Origin of the sequence: Trichococcus sp. K1Tr (assembly GCF_028309625.1) — a bacterium.
GTDB lineage: Bacteria > Bacillota > Bacilli > Lactobacillales > Aerococcaceae > Trichococcus.
In genome coordinates this window covers 1-19,556 of sequence record NZ_JAQMHR010000001.1, presented here as the reverse complement: position 1 = coordinate 19,556, position 19,556 = coordinate 1, and the positions used below count along the sequence as shown (strand labels likewise).

The 19,556-nt window shown below is 47.0% G+C and carries 13 protein-coding genes, 5 tRNA genes, 1 riboswitch and 1 other annotated feature; of the genes, 5 read left to right on the top strand and 13 right to left on the bottom strand.

Features of this window, described 5'->3' with window-relative positions:
• Positions 1-55: 55 nt before the first annotated feature.
• Positions 56-1,369: a murein hydrolase activator EnvC family protein gene (locus tag PH235_RS00090; RefSeq protein WP_272160403.1), complete on the bottom strand. Its 1,314-nt coding sequence runs from the start codon at positions 1,367-1,369 to the stop codon at positions 56-58.
• Positions 1,370-1,618: 249 nt separating this feature from the next.
• On the opposite strand from PH235_RS00090, the gene PH235_RS00085 reads away from it, so the two are divergent.
• On the top strand, positions 1,619-1,798 hold the full coding sequence (locus PH235_RS00085) for a YjzC family protein (protein WP_086941280.1): 180 nt from the start codon (positions 1,619-1,621) through the stop codon (positions 1,796-1,798).
• A 112-nt stretch (positions 1,799-1,910) separates the two neighbouring features.
• Here PH235_RS00085 and PH235_RS00080 read toward each other — a convergent pair whose 3' ends face one another.
• Complete coding sequence (locus tag PH235_RS00080; RefSeq protein ID WP_140185643.1) at positions 1,911-2,342, bottom strand: GatB/YqeY domain-containing protein; 432 nt, start codon at positions 2,340-2,342, stop codon at positions 1,911-1,913.
• Between the two features lie 270 nt (positions 2,343-2,612).
• Between PH235_RS00080 and PH235_RS00075 the strand changes: the two genes are divergently transcribed.
• Complete coding sequence (locus PH235_RS00075) at positions 2,613-3,359, top strand: TMEM164-related integral membrane acyltransferase (protein WP_272160401.1); 747 nt, start codon at positions 2,613-2,615, stop codon at positions 3,357-3,359.
• Positions 3,360-3,453: 94 nt separating this feature from the next.
• Here PH235_RS00075 and pepV read toward each other — a convergent pair whose 3' ends face one another.
• From pepV to PH235_RS00060, 3 genes are all read right to left on the bottom strand, one after another.
• Positions 3,454-4,857, bottom strand: a complete 1,404-nt coding sequence (gene pepV / locus PH235_RS00070; protein ID WP_272160400.1) for a dipeptidase PepV — start codon at positions 4,855-4,857, stop codon at positions 3,454-3,456.
• A gap of 101 nt (positions 4,858-4,958) precedes the next feature.
• On the bottom strand, positions 4,959-5,702 hold the full coding sequence (locus PH235_RS00065; protein WP_272160399.1) for a pseudouridine synthase: 744 nt from the start codon (positions 5,700-5,702) through the stop codon (positions 4,959-4,961).
• A gap of 61 nt (positions 5,703-5,763) precedes the next feature.
• The gene (locus tag PH235_RS00060; RefSeq protein ID WP_272160398.1) at positions 5,764-7,422 is read right to left on the bottom strand and encodes a putative polysaccharide biosynthesis protein; all 1,659 of its coding nucleotides are present in this window, start codon (positions 7,420-7,422) and stop codon (positions 5,764-5,766) included.
• A gap of 328 nt (positions 7,423-7,750) precedes the next feature.
• Here PH235_RS00060 and PH235_RS00055 point away from each other — a divergent pair, with 328 nt between their 5' ends.
• Complete coding sequence (locus PH235_RS00055) at positions 7,751-9,178, top strand: LysM peptidoglycan-binding domain-containing protein (RefSeq protein ID WP_272160397.1); 1,428 nt, start codon at positions 7,751-7,753, stop codon at positions 9,176-9,178.
• 96 nt (positions 9,179-9,274) lie between these two features.
• Here PH235_RS00055 and leuS read toward each other — a convergent pair whose 3' ends face one another.
• Positions 9,275-11,689, bottom strand: a complete 2,415-nt coding sequence (leuS, locus tag PH235_RS00050; RefSeq protein WP_272160396.1) for a leucine--tRNA ligase — start codon at positions 11,687-11,689, stop codon at positions 9,275-9,277.
• An 89-nt stretch (positions 11,690-11,778) separates the two neighbouring features.
• Positions 11,779-11,985 (bottom strand) — a binding site (T-box leader).
• An 88-nt stretch (positions 11,986-12,073) separates the two neighbouring features.
• Positions 12,074-15,217, bottom strand: a complete 3,144-nt coding sequence (locus PH235_RS00045; protein ID WP_272161022.1) for a LysM peptidoglycan-binding domain-containing protein — start codon at positions 15,215-15,217, stop codon at positions 12,074-12,076.
• Between the two features lie 321 nt (positions 15,218-15,538).
• Here PH235_RS00045 and PH235_RS00040 point away from each other — a divergent pair, with 321 nt between their 5' ends.
• On the top strand, positions 15,539-16,531 hold the full coding sequence (locus tag PH235_RS00040; RefSeq protein ID WP_272160395.1) for a TIGR01212 family radical SAM protein: 993 nt from the start codon (positions 15,539-15,541) through the stop codon (positions 16,529-16,531).
• 82 nt (positions 16,532-16,613) lie between these two features.
• Here PH235_RS00040 and metK read toward each other — a convergent pair whose 3' ends face one another.
• Positions 16,614-17,810, bottom strand: a complete 1,197-nt coding sequence (gene metK / locus PH235_RS00035; protein ID WP_106450954.1) for a methionine adenosyltransferase — start codon at positions 17,808-17,810, stop codon at positions 16,614-16,616.
• Positions 17,808-17,883, bottom strand: a riboswitch (SMK box riboswitch). Its footprint overlaps the gene before it by 3 nt.
• Before the next feature lie 238 nt (positions 17,884-18,121).
• Between metK and PH235_RS00030 the strand changes: the two genes are divergently transcribed.
• Positions 18,122-18,928: a hypothetical protein gene (locus tag PH235_RS00030; protein ID WP_272160392.1), complete on the top strand. Its 807-nt coding sequence runs from the start codon at positions 18,122-18,124 to the stop codon at positions 18,926-18,928.
• Positions 18,929-19,020: 92 nt separating this feature from the next.
• Here PH235_RS00030 and PH235_RS00025 read toward each other — a convergent pair.
• The 5 genes from PH235_RS00025 to PH235_RS00005 all read right to left on the bottom strand — a co-directional run bounded on the left by PH235_RS00025 (position 19,021) and on the right by PH235_RS00005 (position 19,540).
• Positions 19,021-19,092: transfer RNA gene (locus tag PH235_RS00025), tRNA-Glu, on the bottom strand.
• Between the two features lie 16 nt (positions 19,093-19,108).
• Positions 19,109-19,182 (bottom strand) — tRNA-Ile (locus PH235_RS00020).
• Positions 19,183-19,249: 67 nt separating this feature from the next.
• A tRNA-Met gene (locus PH235_RS00015) sits at positions 19,250-19,322 on the bottom strand.
• Between the two features lie 32 nt (positions 19,323-19,354).
• Positions 19,355-19,426: transfer RNA gene (locus PH235_RS00010), tRNA-Glu, on the bottom strand.
• Positions 19,427-19,452: 26 nt separating this feature from the next.
• A tRNA-Ser gene (locus PH235_RS00005) sits at positions 19,453-19,540 on the bottom strand.
• Positions 19,541-19,556: the final 16 nt, after the last annotated feature.

Here is a 19,556-nt window from a genome sequence, read left to right as displayed (position 1 = left end):
CCAACGGCAGAAAAAAGAGACTGGGAACTCCCAATCTCTTCAAATTTTTATTATATTAGCCACCGATATAAGTAAGCGGATCAACTAATCCGCCATTTTCTTGAACTTCAAAATGGAGATGAACCCCAGTTGAATCCCCTGTTGTACCCATTATTCCAATTTGTTGCCCTTGGCTCACGGTTTGTCCAGGCGCGACCAATAACCCTGGTTGCATGTGGGCATATAAAGTTTTAACGTTTACTCCATTAATTGTGCCGTGATTGATGACGACATAATAGCCATAGCTTGCATGATAAGTAGCTGTCTCCACTGTACCGGATTGCGCTGCTGAAATCGCTCCGCTGCCTGCAATATCTTGCCCTCTATGCAATTCATAGCCACCAGTTATCGGTGAAAGACGATATCCGTAAGGGGATGAATAGTATCCACTGGCTGGTTTTATGAAACCATTAGAGTTTACAGTATAACTACTGGATGCAGTCGTAGTCGGTGCTGCTGATGCCGTCAGATTATTAGCTGCCGTTGCTGCTGCGGCAGCTTCCGCTGCTGCGATGGCTGCTGCTTCTGCCTCGGCTACTGCGATGGCTTCAGCTGTGATGCGGGCTTGTTCAGCCGCCATGTCATTGCTGATTGTTTCTGTTTGTGCAGCCAAGTCAGCTCTGGTTGATTCCAAGCCATTTTTCTCGGCTTCAGTCAACTCGTAGTTCTCGATTACTTGCGCGATTTGGACGTCGATTTCAGCTTTTTGGGCTACGACATTATTTTTTGAAATCAGAATGTCTTGTCTCAATGCTTCAGCAGCAAGTTTTTCTTCTTCAACAGCAACTTTGCTGTCTTCGACTTTTTGCTGATCTGCTTCCTGTTGTTCCACGATGTCCTTGTTGGCAGTCACAATCTTTGAAACGACCGTGATTTTTCCGACTAGGTCAGAGAAATTCTCTGAAGACAACAGCATTGAAGCTATATCCGTAACACCCGCATCCGTTTGGATATAACGAGCCTGCGTATTTAATTTTTCGGTTCTCTGGTCGATGACCACTTGTAATGCTTCAATTTCAGCTTGCAATTCCAGAATTTTTGATTCGATATCAGCTAATTTTTGTTCTTGAGCCGCTAATCGATTCATCAATTCATCCAATTGCGATTGAAGTTCATTCACTTTTGTTTCCAAGTTTGATTTTTCGGATTCCAAAGTATTCAATGAATTTGATTTTTCTTCAATCTGCGATTGAATCGTATTCGTTTCTAATTGCAAAGCATCTTTTTGTTGTTGTAATTCTTCCAATGTAGCCGCTTGAGCAGTAAATCCACCTGCAATCGGACTAAGCAATAAGATTGATGCGAACAACGCGATATGTTTTTTTCCCAATTATACTTCTCCTCCTGTTTCTTCTACGAGATGAAGTATATCAAAATTAAAATACTATTACATGATAGAAATATGACAATTGTATTTCAATTTGTTACAGCAGTCGGAAATCCTGAAATATTGTTCAAATTTGCACAATACCTTCCGAAGACAGCCACCATTTGATTGTTTGCGCTTGCAGCGATATACTTAAACTATACCAAGCAGTGCCTCCGCCGTCGCTCTTCAGGAAAGAAAGGAGCAATAAACATGAAAATCGATCAAAAAGATTTGCACAAACCGGGTACGGATAATCTTCCTCCTGGCGTCTACAAAGAAGTTGGCCCTAGAGGGGGCAAAATCACCGGCAGCAAAGAAGTCCATATTGTCGAAGGGCACAGACTTCCACCTACAAACAAAGCCGGAAACAAATGGATCAAAAAAGACTGATTATTCGCCTATTACTGATCACTTGAAAGATTCAGGGCGGAGGAACCTTGGATTTCACTTCAGAAAAGGACCGTGCAGCTTGAGCCGCGCAGTCCTTTTCTTGTCTGATGCATTATTTTGCCAACAGTTCTTTGATGATTTTGGAGACGAGCGCTTTGTCGGCTTTTCCGTCCAGCACTTGCATCGAGAATTTCATCGCATCCTTCAACGGCATTTCGGCTACCCCATTTTCGGCCAAAAAGAAGCGGACTTCTCTTTCGTCCATCATTTTGGGGACATACGCCTCCAGAATGGCCAATTTTTTCTGGTTCTCTTCAATCAGATCCGTGCGGTCGACTTGTTTCGCATAGTCGATTGCTTCGTTGTTTTTCTTGATATCCTTCAGAAAAACATGGATTTGCTCTGCTTCGGTCATCTCGCGTTTGTTGTCGATCAGGAAAGAATCGTACTCCGTTTTGATGAGACGCAGGACATCCGCCTTCAATGTATCTTTGTCTTTTCTTGCTTGGATGAAATCTTTGTTTACTCTTTCTTTCAATGTCATGATTACAGGTCTCCCTTCGATTCTTTAGTATGGGCTGTTTTGCTATCTTTTTGCTGCAAGGGTCAGCCTTCACCCCCTCATTTTAAGGAATAGAAGCTGAATTGGCAAATCTCTGCTACCCGATCCGGATATTGGCTGAGCTGCATGCCTGGAAAACACAATGAAAACAGATGCTATATATGGTGTATAACCATCATGAACGGTAAAATTAGGGCGAACAAAATACCCTTCAGAAAATAGTCCACTTCATTCGCGAAAGAGGGTGTAAGCATGTCATACTTTTGGACTTTTGAATCAGATTTGCCAAGCGGGATGGGCGTGGGAACATTCAGCTCAGCTCATATTATTGTCCTTATCCTATCTTTTATCATCATCTTTTTGATAATTCAGCTCTATCGCAAGCAGGCTGATTTTGTGCGAAGAAATACAAAAATAACGATAGTTGCCTTATTGGTTATGCTTTATTTTTCGCGCTGGATTTGGTGTGCCTTTTTCGGTGATTTTTCCTTCTTTTTAAATCTGTTGCTTCCGTTGCACCTCTGCAGCGTATCGGCAATAGTGGGGACGGCCGCTGTTTTTTCAAACAATCGGCTGTTGCAAGAATTCATGTATGGAATCAGTTTGCCGGGCGGATTGGTTGCCATGGCAAATCCTAATCTGGGGCCTTATCCTCTTTTAAGTTTCAATTTTGTGGAATATACTCTGACACACCTACTGCTGATTCTGCTTCCTTTGCTTTTTGTGTTCGGTGATGGCTTTCATCCGGATATCAAAAACTTACCGTATTCCATCTACTTGGCAGCGCCTTTCGTCGGCATAGCTTTCTGGGTCAACCAAACAATCGGCAGCAATTATATGTTCCTGAACCAAATAGAAACAGGGACGATACTAGTACTTTTCGACAAATGGCTGGGAACACCCGGCTACTTGATTGCGGTCCTCGGATCCATCGTCATCGTCTGGGCTGTCCTTTACGCGCCCTTTGAAATTTCCAGAAGAAGGAATTTTTCGGGATGACGAATCGGCCTGAGGTGGATATACCAAAAAACAGAAATGCTGATTGAACAGCATTTCTGTTTTTTTAACGGTATAAAACTATTAAATAGTATATTTATTTCAATAGCTCGTACATGGCATCCGCGTAGATGGCGGTCGCGCGGAATAGATCATCCAGAGCGATGAATTCGTTCGCTTGGTGCATCGTATCGATGCTGTCGGGGAACATCGCGCCATAGGCAACGCCGCGTTCCAACAGGCGTCCGTAGGTTCCGCCGCCGATGGATTGTTCATGCCCCTTCAGGCCTGTATGTTTTTCGTAGACAGCCAACAACGTTTTGACCAACGGATCGTCAGCAGGGACGTAATGCGGCAATTTGCCGTGTCCGCCTTTTGCGATCGTCACGCCATAAGAAGCCAATGCCGCTTCCAACTTGATTTCGATGCCTTCTTCGGAAACCCCTTGCGGGTAACGGAAGTTCAAAGCCACTTCGCCGCCGGTTGTAGGTGTGAAGGTGAAAATGCCGGCATTCATGGTCAATCCGCCCATGACCGAATCCGTGTAAGCCAAGTTCAATTTCTGTGCATCATGCTGCAGGTGGATGCGGTCCGCGATCAATTCGAGGAAAGTGGCCGCTTGTCCGCCGAAGTTGAATTTGTTCAGGAAAGTGGCAAGATAAGTGCCCGCGTTCACGCCGGCAGCCGGATTCATGCCGTGAGCGGCTTTACCGATCAATTCGACAGTTACTTGGTCGCCTTCCACAGAAATCGTTCCTTTGACCGGATTGTTTTCAAGGAAAGCAGCGAATGCCTGCTCAATTTTGTCGACCTCCGGGCTGATGAATACGGCAGTCGCATCCTGAGGGACCATGTTTTCGCGCAGGCCTGCATCAAAGCTCAATAGCTCGTTCTTGCCGCCTTTGTTGTCGCCTCTGAATTGGACCATGAATGTCTGCATGCCTTTTTCACCATTGATGATCGGGAACTCGGCATCCGGAGAAAAACCGAAATCCGGAATCCGTTCGTTTTCAAGATAGTGGTCCATGCATTTCCAGCCGCTCTCTTCATCCGTGCCGATGATGACGCGGACCTTTTTGGAGATCGGCAATTTCAGGTCGCGGATGATCTTCAATGCATAATAAGCTGCCATCGTAGGCCCCTTGTCATCGCTGGATCCGCGGGCGTAGATGCGGTCATCGATGATGACAGGCACGAAGGGATCCGTATCCCAACCAGTTCCGGTAGGGACAACATCGACGTGGCCGAATACGCCCATCAATTCTTCGCCTTCGCCGAATTCGATATGTCCAGCCAGATTGCCGACATTTTTCGTGATGAAACCGTCGCGTTCGCCGATAGCCAAGAAAGCTTCAAGAGCTTCTTTAGGGCCTGGTCCGACCGGGGCATCAGGGGTTATTTTCGAATCGTCCCGCACACTGTCGATCCGCAATAATGTGAACAAATCCTCGAGCAGTTCCGTTTTTCTGACTTCCACTTCTTTTTTCCAATTGATTTCCATACGCACACATCCTAACTTAAAATATCATGCTATCATCATATCATTTTTGGCAAAATAACCAAATAAAAGCTTGGTATTTAGGCCCAACAACCCACAATTTCTTAGCCTTTTTTAATCGACTCCGGCAGATGTTCCCGCAATGCTGCAAGTTCCTCATCGCGCAATGGGCGATAGTCCCCTTTTGCCAATTGCTCATCCAAATGCAAAGGCCCCATTGTCAACCTTTTCAGGAAAGTGACCTCTTTCCCGCAGGCCAGTACCATCCGTTTCACTTGATGGAACTTCCCTTCTTTGATCGTGATTTCCACCTCTGAACAATCCTTTTCTTCATCATAGCGCAGGAGCTCCAGTTTTGCCGGCAGGCAACGGTAACCATCTTCCAGTATGAGTCCTTCAGTAAAGGCTTTTTGGTCTTCTTCCGTCATCCGTCCGGCTACTTCCGCGAAGTAGACCTTGTCCACATGCCGTTTCGGTGACAGCAGGAAATGCGCCAATTGGCCATCGTTCGTCAACAGCAGCAACCCTTCCGTATCCTTGTCCAGTCGGCCCACGGGAAAGAGTTCCTGCTGATGCAGTTCGAAAGCCAACAGGTCGATGACCGTCTTTTGGTGATTATCCTCCGTCGCACTGAGGACGCCCTGTGGCTTATTCATCATCAGGTAAATGTATTCCTGATAGCTGACAGGATCACCACCGACCAGAATTGTGTCCTTTTCGCTGTCCACTTTGGCTTCGGCTTTCGTTTCAATTTCCCCATTGACCGTCACCCATTTCTTTTTCAATAACACTTTGACTTCTTTTCTCGATCCGAATCCGGAATTCGACAGCAGTTTATCCAAACGCATATTTTTTCTCCCTTATAAACCAAAAAGCACCCACTAAGGCTGCTTTTCGGTTTTGTTTATTTTATTTGATGCGCATTTTTCTGCGCAGGCCGTTTGCTTTGGCGCCCAAAATGTCATCAGCGATGCGTAATTTCAGGGTCAGGAACAAGTAGACGAAGCCTCCGACTGCCGCTACGATGGCGACAACCACAAGTGCCGTCAACTTGCGATCGATCGGAATGACCAGCATGCTGGCTTTCAAGGCGATAAACGCGCAGGCCGTCATGACCAAGGCGACTGCCAAAATTTTCCCGGTTTTCCGCAATGTGTCAACCAGCCCGAAATGGGTCAGGTGATAGATTTTCCAACCGCTCAACAGCACAGTCACGATGAATCCGATCGTCGTCGCAACCAATGCGCCTGCCGTATCGAACAAAGCCAACATCGGATACTGCATGAGCACTTTGACCGCAAGCCCAACCAGCAGATAGGAGATCATTGTCTTATGTCGGCTCAAAGACTGCAAAATCGACCCGAGAACCGTGAACAGACCCAAAACGATGCTCATCAGAGCCGATACCGCCAATAGCGTAGGACCTACCGGATGAAGCGGATAGAACACGTTGTAAATCGGTTCTGAAACGATCATCATCCCCAATGATGCCGGCAGCATGATGAAAGCGAACAATTGGATGATCTCCCTCACCTGGCTCTGCAGCACACGGAAGTTTCCTTTCGTGAACTCGGCAGCAATCAGTGGAACCGCGGCTGTGGCCATTCCGACCGCCAAGGAAACGATGATCATGATCAATTTGTCGGCGTTGAAACTGAACAGTCCGAAAAGATCTTCGATTTCTTTGCCGGAGTAGCTCGTCAGGTTCTCCATCATCGGTTTGAACGTCACTTGATCGATCAGCTTAGCGAAAGTGATGCCTGAGCCGATCAGGATGAACGGGATCGATTCCTGCAACATGCTCTTGATGGCCGCAGTGGTCTGGATGTTGCTGGAAGGTTCACTGTTGGCGATCAATGGCTGATATTCGGCCATTTTCTTTTTGTAATAAAAAAGTAGGATGATGGTTGCAACAATCGCGCCCACCAACGCCGCGAAAGTGGAATGCGCAACAGCTGTGGCGATGCTGCCATCCAGAAGTTGCATCACAATGTAGGTGGCTCCCAGAATGTAGATTACCCTGCCGACCTGTTCGAACACTTGCGAGATCGCTGAAGGCACCATATCCTGATAGCCCTGGAAAAAACCGCGCATCAAACTCATGCCTGGCACCAGCAATAAAGCCGGAGCCAACGCCCGAATAACCAATGCTCCGTCTTCAGGCGAAGCTGCCGGGCTGTTCTCAGCGATCAACGGTGCCAAACCGTACATCAATGCGGCACTGACGGCGCCCGTCAAAATCATGAAGAACATGCTCTTCTTGAAGATGTCGATACCGGTGCGATATTGATTTTTTGCATTGTATTGGGCCACCTGCTTGGACATCGCTGCAGGGAAGCCTGCTATCCCGATCGAAAGGAACAGCTGATAAGGTGTGTAGCCTATCGAATAAAGGGCATTGGCCGTGTTGGCCGCATCCGTCGAGCCCATCAAGGCATTCCATGGGATGATGTAGAGAGCGCCGATCAAGCGGGAAAAAATGCTCCCGAAAGTCATCCAAAAAGTCCCCTGCACCATCTTATTGTTGGTTGTTTCATTTTCTTCGTTAATTTTTCTATCTGTTGACATTTGCAACCTGCTTTCTTCCCGATGAACGAAAGATAATAATACCATCACTCAAGTATTTTACCAAAAATCCGGGTTTTTTCAATCTATAGCAGTCTTATTTTGCAAAATCCTAACAATTTCAGAATAATCCCTGACATTTCCAGGCTAACCGCCCATCTGTTTGCATGCGTTTTCATACCATCACCTAAACGTTTATGGTAAAATGTAAGTGTGGGAAAGAACTGAGCCAATCCATTTTTTTGCCAAAATCACAATTCACAGGCACTTGGCTTTCAACGCTGTCACGTCAACCGTGTCGCACAGGCTGCAATAGAAAAGAGGAATAAAAATGAACACCTCAAGAAAGGGGTTCAGACATTTATTCGGAGTCATCCTTTCGCTCCTGCTTTTCTTCACCTTTTCGGCAACTCCTGCTTTGGCTGCTACCTCGCAGATTATTTACCAAGGTTCTACATCCAATAAGGTTGTTGCCTTAACGTTTGATGATGGATCGGACGGATATTATATCCAATCAATTCTGAACACATTATCAGCCAATAATGTAAAAGCCACTTTCTTCCTCACTGGTCAAGGTGCTGAAAATCATCCACAGGCAATCAAGAACATTGTCGCAGCTGGCCATGACATCGGAAACCACTCCTATAATCATCCGGATTTCACAACCGTATCGACAACCGAGATGACAAACCAACTCAACCGAACCGAAACAATCATCGCAAACCTCACCGGCAAGAGCACAAAACCATTTTTCCGCGCTCCTTTCGGATCCTATAACAGTACCGTCCTGCAAACTGTCGGAAACGCCGGATATACTTACACATTCCAGTGGACAATCGACTCGCTCGACTGGACAGGCAATTCAGCCACTGACATCTACAACCGCGTCATCAACAACGTCGTACCGGGAGCCATCGTATTGCTGCATGCCGGATACGGCGCAAATGGGACAACTGCCGCATTGCCGAACATGATCAATCAGCTGCGTGCGATGGGCTACTCGTTCGTGACCCTTTCTCAGCTAATGAACACCACAAGCACGCCGGGAACAGGTTCAGGAACCAACTACACCGTCCAAGCGGGTGACACCCTTTATGCAATCGCCTTGCGGTATGGTGTGACGGTCCAAGCGATCGTTAACGCCAATGGCATCACAAACGCCAACCTGATCCGCGTCGGACAAGTGTTGACGATTCCGGGAACAGGCACGCCGACAACACCTACGACTCCTACAACGCCGACGACCGGCACATCCTATACAGTCAAAGCCGGGGATACCCTGTATGCCATCGCCTTGCGGTATGGTGTGACGGTCCAAGCGATCGTTAATGCAAATGGCATCACAAACGCCAACCTGATCCGCGTCGGACAAGTGTTGACGATTCCGGGAACAAGCACGCCGACAACACCTACGACTCCTACAACGCCGACGACCGGAACAACTTACACAGTCAAAGCCGGGGATACCTTGTATGCCATCGCCTTGCGGTATGGCGTGACGGTCCAACAGATCGTTACCGCCAATAACATCGCGAACGCCAATCTGATCAGTATCGGCCAGGTATTGACGATACCTGGCACCGGAACGCCGACGACTCCAACTACACCGACAACCGGAACGTCCTATACAGTCAAAGCCGGGGATACTTTATATGCGATCGCGCTTCGTTATGGCGTAACCATCACGCAACTCGTGAATGCTAACGGCATAACCAATCCGAATCTTATCCGTGTCGGCCAAGTGTTGATCATCCCTTAAGTATGTCCGCAGAAGCCTATTTAAAAGAACACACATAATAAAGAGAACGCACACCCCGTCAGAGTTGGGGGTGTGCGTTCTCTTTATTATTTCAGATTAATTCGCTACAATATTGACCAATCTACCTGGGATGGCGATGGTTTTTCTGACGGTTTTGCCTTCGATGCCTTCCTTGATGACACTGTTTTCCAATGCCAATGCGATCATGTCATCATTGGAAATATCAGAGGGAACCATTTCTTTTGTTTTCACTTTACCATTGATCTGGAAAACGACTTCGATCTCGTCTTCGACAAGGAAAGATTCATCATAAGTTGGCCATGCAACGTAGGAAATGCCTTCCGGTTTGCCCAGTTTCACCCAAAGCTCTTCACCGAAGTGAGGCGCGACCGGAGCAAGCAATTGAACAAAGCCAGTGACGTATTCGAACGGCAATGCATCCACTTTGTAGGCTTCATTGATGAAAATCATCATTTGCGAGATTGCCGTATTGAAGTGCAGATTATCGTAATCCTCGGTTACCTTCTTGACTGTCTGATGGTAAACCTTGTCCAATTCATGCGTATTGATGGTTGTGATGCGGTCGCGCATCTTATCATTTTCATCCAAAAGCAGGCGCCAAATGCGATCCAGGAACTTGCGGCTGCCTTCGATGCCGCCTTCACTCCATGTCGATGATGCATCCAACGGTCCCATGAACATTTCGTACATGCGGAGTGTATCTGCGCCATATCTTTCCACGATGTCATCCGGATTGACGACATTCCCTTTGGATTTGGACATTTTTTCATTGTTTTCGCCCAGGATCATGCCTTGGTTGTACAATTTTTGGAATGGCTCTTTCGTCGGGACGATGCCGATATCGTAAAGGAATTTATGCCAGAAGCGCGCATACAGCAGATGAAGCACCGCATGTTCAGCACCACCGATATAAAGATCGACGTTCTGCCAATAGTCCAGTCTTTCTTTTGAAGCAAGGTCGTTGCGGTTATGCGGATCCATGAAGCGCAGGAAGTACCATGAGCTGCCTGCCCATTGCGGCATTGTGTTGGTCTCGCGTCTGCCTTTCATACCCGTGACAGGATCGACAACATTGACCCATTCAGCGATGACGGCAAGCGGGGATTCCCCAGTGCCGCTCGGTTTCACTTGATCGGTCTTCGGCAACAGCAATGGCAGTTCATTCTCAGGAACCGTAGTCGATGTGCCATCTTCCCAGTGGATGACTGGGATTGGTTCGCCCCAATATCTCTGTCTCGAGAACAACCAATCGCGCAGACGATAGGAAATCACTTTTTCGCCCAGTCCGTTTTCGGACAACCAGTCATTCATCTTCAAAATCCCTGTCGCTTTATCCAATCCGTTCAGGAAATCGGAATTTATGTGCAAACCATCTTCCGTATAGGCTTCCTCTTCGACGTTCCCGCCTTCAAGAACCGGAATGATCTCCAAATCGAATGTTTTGGCAAATTCATAGTCGCGGGTGTCATGGGCAGGTACAGCCATGATGGCGCCGGTTCCGTATGTCGCCAATACATAGTCGGCAATCCAGATCGGGATTTCTTTGCCGTTCACCGGATTGATCGCATAAGCGCCAGTGAATACGCCGGTCTTTTCTTTCGCAAGCTCCGTACGGTCAAGATCGCTCTTCAGTGAAATGGAATCGATGTAAGCTTCAACGGCTTCGGCTTGCTGACCTGACATGATTTCCTTCACCAATGGCAATTCAGGCGCCATAACCGCATAGGTAGCACCGTATAACGTGTCCGGTCTGGTCGTGAAGACCGTGAAGTCTTTATCCGTATCTTTGATCTTGAAAGTGACGTTCGAACCTTCCGAACGTCCGATCCAGTTCCGTTGCATCTCTTTGATGCTTTCAGGCCAGTCCACCAATTCCAGATCGTCCAGCAGGCGTTCTGCATAGGCAGTGATTTTCAGCATCCACTGTCTCATCGGTTTACGGTAGACCGGATGGCCACCACGTTCGCTGACGCCGTCGACGACTTCTTCGTTGGCAAGGACGGTACCCAGCGCCGGACACCAGTTGACGGAAACTTCCGCCTCATAGGCCAAACCTTGTTCGTACAATTTTGTGAAGATCCATTGCGTCCATTTGTAGTAGCTTGGATCCGTCGTATTGATTTCGCGGCTCCAGTCATAGCTGAATCCCAATGATTGGATCTGGCGTTTGAAAGTCTTGATGTTAAGCTCGGTAAAATCAGCCGGATCATTACCGGTGTCCAACGCATATTGCTCAGCCGGCAATCCGAAAGCATCCCAACCCATCGGATGCAATACGTTAAAACCTTGTGCGCGTTTTGCGCGGGCAACGATATCCGTCGCCGTGTAGCCTTCCGGATGGCCTACATGCAAGCCTTGGCCGGATGGGTAAGGGAACATATCCAATACATAATATTTCGGTTTCCCGCCCTCTTCGGTCGTTTTGAAGGTGCGGTTGTCTGCCCAATATTTTTGCCATTTTTTCTCGATCGTTTTATGCGTATAACCCATTTCCAGCAACATCCTTTTCTTTTCATTCATCCAAACAGGCGATTGGCCATAAAAAAAGTCCCATAGGCAGCGTCCATCACTGGTTCTGCCTATAGGACGAGTTTTTCGTGGTACCACCTATATTGAATGTCTTTGCATTCCTTATCATGCCTGTAACGCAGCGATGCGGTCCCGCTTACTGATGCTTTCGGCGGAACAACTCAAAGGCGAGTTCAAGAGGCTCTTTGTGCATTTTCACCACCCATGCACTCTCTTCAAAAAAGCTGCTCCCTACTAATCCTTCTCTATGTTTGTTTCAGTTATGAATTGATTCATCTGCTATTTTAACAAATAAAACTCATTTCATCAAGACTTGATGCCTGCAATAATCATTCGGCTGATGACTTAGAAAGTGATGACTTGCCCGACATAAATGACGTTGGACGTGATATCATTCGCTTCGATCAAAGCTGCTAAGCTAACACCATTCTTCTTGGCAATGCTGTACAAAGTGTCGCCTTTTACGACGGTATACGAATTGGCGGATGCTGCAGGCGCACTAGTTGTTGGTGCTGTTGCCTGCACAGAAGTTGTTGTTGCAGCCACTTTCAGCGATTGGTTCACAAAAATGATATCCGTGCTCAAACTATTCCAAGTCTTCAGGTCGGCAACCGAAACGCCATTAGCGGATGCGATCTTATAGAGCGTATCCCCTTTTTGGACCGTGTACACTTTGTTCGTTACAGTCGGAACAGAAGGTGTTGTTACAGCCGGCGTCGTTACGACTGTAGAAGCATTCCCGGTCGTTACTGTGGCCTTCACTTTCAACGATTGACCTGGATAAATATAATCGGAACTCAGGTTGTTCAGTGCCTTCAATTCAGTTACCGTCAGGCCGTTCGCATTCGCGATTTTCCAGAGCGTATCGCCGGTCGCCACGGTGATTGTGCTCGTCGTGGTGGACGTTGTCGGCGCTGTTGTCGTCGGCTGGGTAACGGTTGGCGCAGTGACTGTCGTGCTCTTGAGTGTCAACACTTGCCCTGGAACAATCATATCAGAAGTCAGACTGTTCAATGTTTTCAGTGCCGATACGCTCAAACCGTTGGCGTTCGCGATTTTCCAAAGCGTATCGCCTGACGCTACCGTGATCGTACTTGCAGTCGACGGTGTTGTTGGTGTTGTTGGTGTTGTTGGTGTCGTCGGTTGTGTCACACTCGGCGTTGTCGTAGTTTGTTTAAGCAACAATGTTTGGCCTGGAACGATGACGTCGCTCGTCAGATTGTTCAGCGCCTTCAGTTCAGTTACGCTCAATCCGTTTGCGTTCGCGATTTTCCAAAGCGTGTCGCCTGATGCGACCGTTACGTTACCGCTTGTTGTTCCCGGCGTCACTGTCGGGGTTGTCGGTGTGGTTGGCGTTACCGTGGCCGCGCTCTTCAAGAGCAGTGTTTGCCCAGTCAGGATCGCATCACTAGTCAGGTTGTTCAGCGTTTTTAATTCGGCAACCGTCAATCCGTTCGCGGTCGCAATCTTCCACAAAGTATCTCCGGACACGACAACAACGCTGCTGCCTGTGGATGGCGTAATTGTCGGTGTCGTTGGTGTTGTGACTCCAGGTGTCACCGTTGTCCCATTGATGTAGTTCACCGGATTGACGACTGTACCGTTTTCCTGCACTTCAAAATGCAGATGGACGCCTGTCGAACTGCCGGTAGTTCCCATCACGCCAATTTTTTGACCTTGGCTGACTGTCTGTCCTACGGATACCGAAAGACCGGATTGCATATGCGCATACAAGGTTTTGATTGTCACGCCATTTATTTTCCCGTGGTTGATGACGACGTAATTGCCGTAGCTGTAATGATAAGCGGCGACTTCCACAACGCCTGCTTGCGACGCGGAAATATTGCCGCTGCCTGCAAGATCGATGCCCCGATGGAATTCCAATGCCCCATTGATAGGAGACGTACGGTATCCGAATGGAGATGAAATGTATCCGCTGGCCGGTTTGATGAAAGCACCTGTGATAGTGGTTCCCGTAGTGCCCGTATTCGTTCCGGTAGTTGGCGTTGTAGTGCCTGTCGAAGTACCGGTTGTTTTCAAAAGTTGACCCGGATAGATCGCATCGGACGTCAGACTGTTTGCGGTCTTCAATGCGGCAACGGTCATGCTGTTCGCGTTCGCAATCGACCACAGTGTGTCTCCCGATTTTACCGTATAGGATTGGGTGGTCGTTTGCCCCGTATTGCTGTTTGATCCGTTTTCGGTCGTATCCGGAGTAGTCGTTGCCGCTTTGCCCAACAATAACTTCTGGCCCACGTAAATGGTATCGCTCGTCAGAGTATTCAAGCTCTTCAATTCACTGATCGTCAAGCCATTTGCATTAGCGATTTTGTATAAGGTATCGCCAGCGACTACCGTATAGGACGCAGTTGTCGTATTTGATGGCGTTTCGGTTGGTGTGGTTGGCGTAGTTGTTTCTTCATCCACCTCTTGCATAGGCGTCTCTTCCTCAACGACGATACTGTCAGGCAGCACCAGCCGGTCACCCACATAGATCATATTGGAATTCAATTTATTCAGTGACAACAGATCGACTAACGAAATCCCGTATTTTTTAGCGATAGCGTATAGCGTGTCGCCGGATTGGACAACATGGACAGCATCCCCCGCTTGAATCGGAGTTTCTGGTGTTTCTGGCGTTGTCGGTGTTACAGCATCTTCCGCATCCTCTGTAGGTTCAGTGGGTGTCTCTTGTTCTGTAGTATCTTCGTCTGTATTCTCCGGAAGCTCCACAGTCGGTAGCTCAGGAGTTTCAGTCGGCGTTTCAAAATCGATATTGCCTGCATCCGGTTCTTCAACATCTTCCTCGATGACAGGTTGATAGTTATCATATTGATCCAAGCCGTACTGTGCAATGATTCTGTTCAATTTGGTGCTGTAGGCTGTATCAGTTGCATAGCGGCCAGTCAGGTAAGCCGTTGCGTCCTGATAGGTGGCTGCATTGCTCTTCCAAGCGCCGGCATAATAAGTCGGATTCCAGCTGGTCCCGTTTGCGAGAAGATTTGCGTAATCCTGCAGAGATTCCGCATACGAGGGATATTTTCTGAATTCGGCGTTGATGGAATAATAATTCTGCCCACCGCTGTCTTCCAAGGTTTCCATATTGATGGACTCGCCATTGTACTCCCCTTTGATACCGAACAGGTTGTAGTTGGGAGCCTTCGATAAAGTGCTTGTACCCCAGCCACTTTCCAAAATGGCTTGGGCCATCATCACGGAGGCGTACAGGTCATTTTGCGCAGCGATTACGGTCGCGGACGGGATGATCTGGTTCAAAAAGGGATTAGTGGAATATACTTGTGTATCCGTTGTTCCAAGCGTAGTCGTCTCTGCTGCCAAAGCCATTTGGACTGGCTTCACAACAGTTGTCATAAAGAACGATGTGCTCAACACCGCTACGCTGCGTTTCAGTCTTTTATTCGTGGTGATAAAAGAATTGATCAGTTGTTCTTTTTTCTTTTGGTCGATGCGTTCGTTTCTGGATAACACCAAAATATACCACTCCCTGTATCAAAATACTGCCGTTTGGCAGTGAAAACATTCTATCAAATAAAATAATCTGGAAATAATTTAAATTTCTTTTAAGAAAATCATCCAATACGTCTATTATATGTTTGTTTCCCAAATTTTTGAATGGCTTTAATAACTATATTCAATATTTAACAATTGAAATGAATCTGTAACAATCCTTTCCGTTACTTAAAAGTAAGCCCTTTCTATCTTTGACCTACCTTTAAATGTAACACAAGCTGTCAAATAGTCTACTGACTGGCCAAAAATCATGATAAAATGGATGGTGAGGTGAAAGTATTGACAAATCAATTTTTATACAGCGACACAAACAAACGTTACCATACATGGAATTACCATCTGCAACAACACTTTGGCGAAAAGATTTTCAAAGTCGCCATCGACGGCGGTTTTGATTGCCCGAACCGCGACGGCACAGTCGCGCATGGCGGCTGCACCTTCTGCACCGTTTCCGGTTCCGGCGATTTTGCTCAAGACCGGATCGATCCGCTGCCTGTCCAATTGCGCAAAGGCATCGACATGATGCACAAAAAATGGCCGAATGTGAAAAGCTACATCGCCTATTTCCAGAACTTCACCAATACGCACGCACCGGTGGATATCCTGCGCCACCGCTATGAACAGGTCGTCAACGAGGAAGGCATTGTAGGCATCATGATCGCAACGCGCCCGGACTGCCTGCCGCCGGAAACAATCGAATACTTGGCTGAACTGAACAAGCGCTATTATATATGGGTGGAATTGGGACTTCAGACCATCCATGAAGAAACAAGCAAAATCATCAACCGCGCACATTCTTATGATACCTACCTGAAGGCAGTCGAAGAACTGCGTGCGCATCATATACCGGTGTGCACCCACCTCATCAATGGGCTTCCGGGTGAAACCCATGACATGATGATGGAGAGCGTCAACCGTGTCATCCTGGATTCGGATATCCAAGGCATCAAGATTCATTTGCTGCATTTGATGAAAAACACCAAAATGCTTCGGGACTATCATCAAGGCAGGCTAAGATTGCTGGAGAAAGACGAATATGTGGAACTCGTCTGCGACCAGCTGGAAGTCATTCCGCAAGAAATCGTCATCCACCGCATCACCGGTGACGCACCGCGGGACACCCTCGTCGGTCCGATGTGGAGCCTGAAAAAGTGGGAAGTGCTGAACGCAATCGACCATGAGTTGGAACGTCGCAATACCTATCAAGGGATCCACAATATCAGAACTAAGGTTGCGGAAGATGTCATTGTCCGCAGTGGACTTCAGTCATAAATTTAGGAAATAGAAAAAAAGGAAAGCGTTCCGGCAAATACCGGTCGCTTTCCTTTTTTTATTTGTGGTTTTGAGCTTTAAATTATTTGCCAGCTTGGACATATGAAAGCAAAGCTTCTGTTTTGTCCGTCTTTTCCCAAGTGAAATCAGCATCTTCACGGCCAAAATGTCCGTAAGCTGCAGTCTTTTTAAAGATTGGGCGACGCAAATCCAACATTTGGATGATGCCTGCTGGCGTCAAGTTGAAGTTTTTGCGTACCGCTTCGATCAAAGTGGCCTCAGGATATTCGCTTGTACCGAATGTGTCGATCGCAATCGATACAGGTTCAGCAACGCCGATAGCATACGCCAATTGGATTTCGCATTTTGTCGCTAATCCTGCGGCAACAATGTTCTTCGCGATGTAACGGGCCGCATAACTTGCGGAACGGTCAACTTTTGTAGCATCCTTACCTGAGAACGCACCGCCACCATGACGCGCATACCCACCATAAGTGTCAACGATGATCTTTCTTCCTGTCAGACCGGAATCACCTTTAGGTCCGCCGATAACGAAGCGTCCTGTCGGATTGATGAAATATTTAGTGTCGGCATCCAATAATGCATCGTCGATGACCGCATGGATGACATGCTCCAAAATATCTTTTTTCAATTGTTCCAACGTGACATTCTCATCATGTTGCGTGCTCAAAACGATTGTGTCCACACGTTTCGGTTTGCCGTTCTCATCGTATTCCACGGTAACTTGCGTTTTTCCGTCCGGTCTTAAATATTCCAAAGTGCCGTCTTTGCGGACTTCAGATAGACGTTTCGCTAACTTATGACTAAGCGAAATAGGTAAAGGCATCAGTTCTTCCGTTTCGTTGATCGCAAAACCGAACATCAAACCTTGGTCCCCTGCACCGATTTCATTGTAATCCGTAGTCACTGACTCTCTGCGTTCCAATGATTCGTTGACGCCGATTGCGATATCGTCGGATTGTTCGTCCAAGGATACCATCACAGCTAAATTATCCGCATCAAAACCGAATTTACCACGCGTATAACCAATTTCAGTTACAGTATCGCGGACAATCTGTTGGATGTTTACGTATGCGCTTGTAGTGATCTCACCAAAGACAACTACCAATCCTGTCGTGACGATCGTTTCGCAAGCAACACGCGCATTTGGATCAGCAGCCAACAGTGTATCCAGAATTGCATCGCTGATTTGATCAGCAATTTTATCCGGATGACCTTCCGTTACTGACTCTGAAGTAAATAATCTTTTTTCTACCATTTTTCATTCCCCCATTTTTTGGTTACAAGGCGTCTTCACATATTGTGAATCCTATCGGGATATTGCAATTAGCCTCTGAAAAGCAACATACCTAATATACGCTATCATCGCCGAAAAAGCAACAAAAAATAAGAGAATTTCATCTTTGCGCCACGGATCGTGCCCACAAAAAATTACTCCTCCAAACATTTTCTGGTCGCTTGTGACTCTTCAGTAGCTTGACATCGCAATGACGTTACCCTATGATGAATTTGCGCAATATATATGAGTTGATACCCTGACTGTACCCATTAATGAAGAAGGAAGAGATTATGCTGACAATCAAGAAAAAATACATGCATCTTATGAACCACACCTTATTGGCGATGCTGACAGCCCCTTTGACGCTGCTTCTTTTCGGCGCATGGAGAGGAATGACATTCAACGGACCCAACTATCTGCTGCTTTCCATGCTTTATCTATTTCTGATGTTTACCCATGCCCTCGAACGGCTCCTTTCAAAGAGTGAACAATCCGGCGCCAAACTTCCCTTTAAAATGATTTTATTCTCCGGGATCCTATCGATCGGATCATTGACCATCATTTTCTCTTTATCGAACCTGATCCTGGCTGCCATTCTTTTGCTGTATTTTGTTTACTCGATTTTACAATTTTATCCGTACAGTATGACAAATACTTTTTACGAGATATTGCTTAGACCTTTCTTCAAAATACTCATCCTTTCGTCCATAGCATTCTTCTCGCAGGCAAACTTTATTCCACTTCAGCTGCAATACGAATTGCTTCCATTGATCCTATTCCATATCTTTGGTTTGATACAGATTCAGGTCAAGAATACTGCGGGCAGCGATCGCCCAATGACTTATTACCAACAATTGCTGATGAAACACTCAAAATCTTTGAAAATGATTTCCTTCCTGCTTGCCTATGCGACAGCAATCTTTCAAATATTGAATCTCAGCAGCTCGCTATGGGCCATCATCATATTCGGCTTGTCCGCCCTACTGGTCTTTCCTTTATTCAAGAGGAGATTTCAAGGCACCCTCAGAATTGAACAATATCTGGCCAACTACGGTTTTCTTTTCACACTGGTCTATTCTTTACTATTTTTGGTATAACAGAAACAGGCAGCTGCACCGGTCGATTTCGACTGGTGCAGCTGCCTGTTTACGTATAAGAAAAAAGCACTCAAAAGAGTGCTTTGCAATGATGATCCGTACGGGAATCGAACCCGTGTTACCGCCGTGAAAGGGCGGTGTCTTAACCGCTTGACCAACGGACCATAAAGATAGTAAAAATGGGCCTAAATGGACTCGAACCATCGACCTCACGCTTATCAGGCGTGCGCTCTAACCAGCTGAGCTATAGGCCCTTCAAAAGCGCATGACGCGAATCGGATTCGCGATAGTAGATCCTCATTCAACTGAAATCAGAATCAATTGCGGGGACAGGACTTGAACCTGTGACCTCCGGGTTATGAGCCCGGCGAGCTGCCAACTGCTCCACCCCGCGATAATAATATTATGACCTAAGGGCCATGACAATGATCCGTACGGGAATCGAACCCGTGTTACCGCCGTGAAAGGGCGGTGTCTTAACCGCTTGACCAACGGACCATGCTTTTATTTTTTTGATAAAGCTACGGAGAAGGAGGGATTTGAACCCTCGCGCCGCGTTAACGACCTACACCCTTAGCAGGGGCGCCTCTTCAGCCACTTGAGTACTTCCCCATAACAAGAAATTTTC

Coding starts and splice junctions, on each gene's coding strand:
- PH235_RS00085 (WP_086941280.1), top strand. CDS start 1,619: ATGAAAATCGATCAAAAAGATTTGCACAAACCGGGTACGGATAATCTT.
- PH235_RS00080 (WP_140185643.1), bottom strand. CDS start 2,342: ATGACATTGAAAGAAAGAGTAAACAAAGATTTCATCCAAGCAAGAAAA.
- PH235_RS00075 (WP_272160401.1), top strand. CDS start 2,613: ATGTCATACTTTTGGACTTTTGAATCAGATTTGCCAAGCGGGATGGGC.
- pepV (WP_272160400.1), bottom strand. CDS start 4,857: ATGGAAATCAATTGGAAAAAAGAAGTGGAAGTCAGAAAAACGGAACTG.
- PH235_RS00065 (WP_272160399.1), bottom strand. CDS start 5,702: ATGCGTTTGGATAAACTGCTGTCGAATTCCGGATTCGGATCGAGAAAA.
- PH235_RS00060 (WP_272160398.1), bottom strand. CDS start 7,422: ATGTCAACAGATAGAAAAATTAACGAAGAAAATGAAACAACCAACAAT.
- PH235_RS00055 (WP_272160397.1), top strand. CDS start 7,751: ATGAACACCTCAAGAAAGGGGTTCAGACATTTATTCGGAGTCATCCTT.
- leuS (WP_272160396.1), bottom strand. CDS start 11,689: ATGGGTTATACGCATAAAACGATCGAGAAAAAATGGCAAAAATATTGG.
- metK (WP_106450954.1), bottom strand. CDS start 17,810: ATGGTAGAAAAAAGATTATTTACTTCAGAGTCAGTAACGGAAGGTCAT.
- PH235_RS00030 (WP_272160392.1), top strand. CDS start 18,122: ATGCTGACAATCAAGAAAAAATACATGCATCTTATGAACCACACCTTA.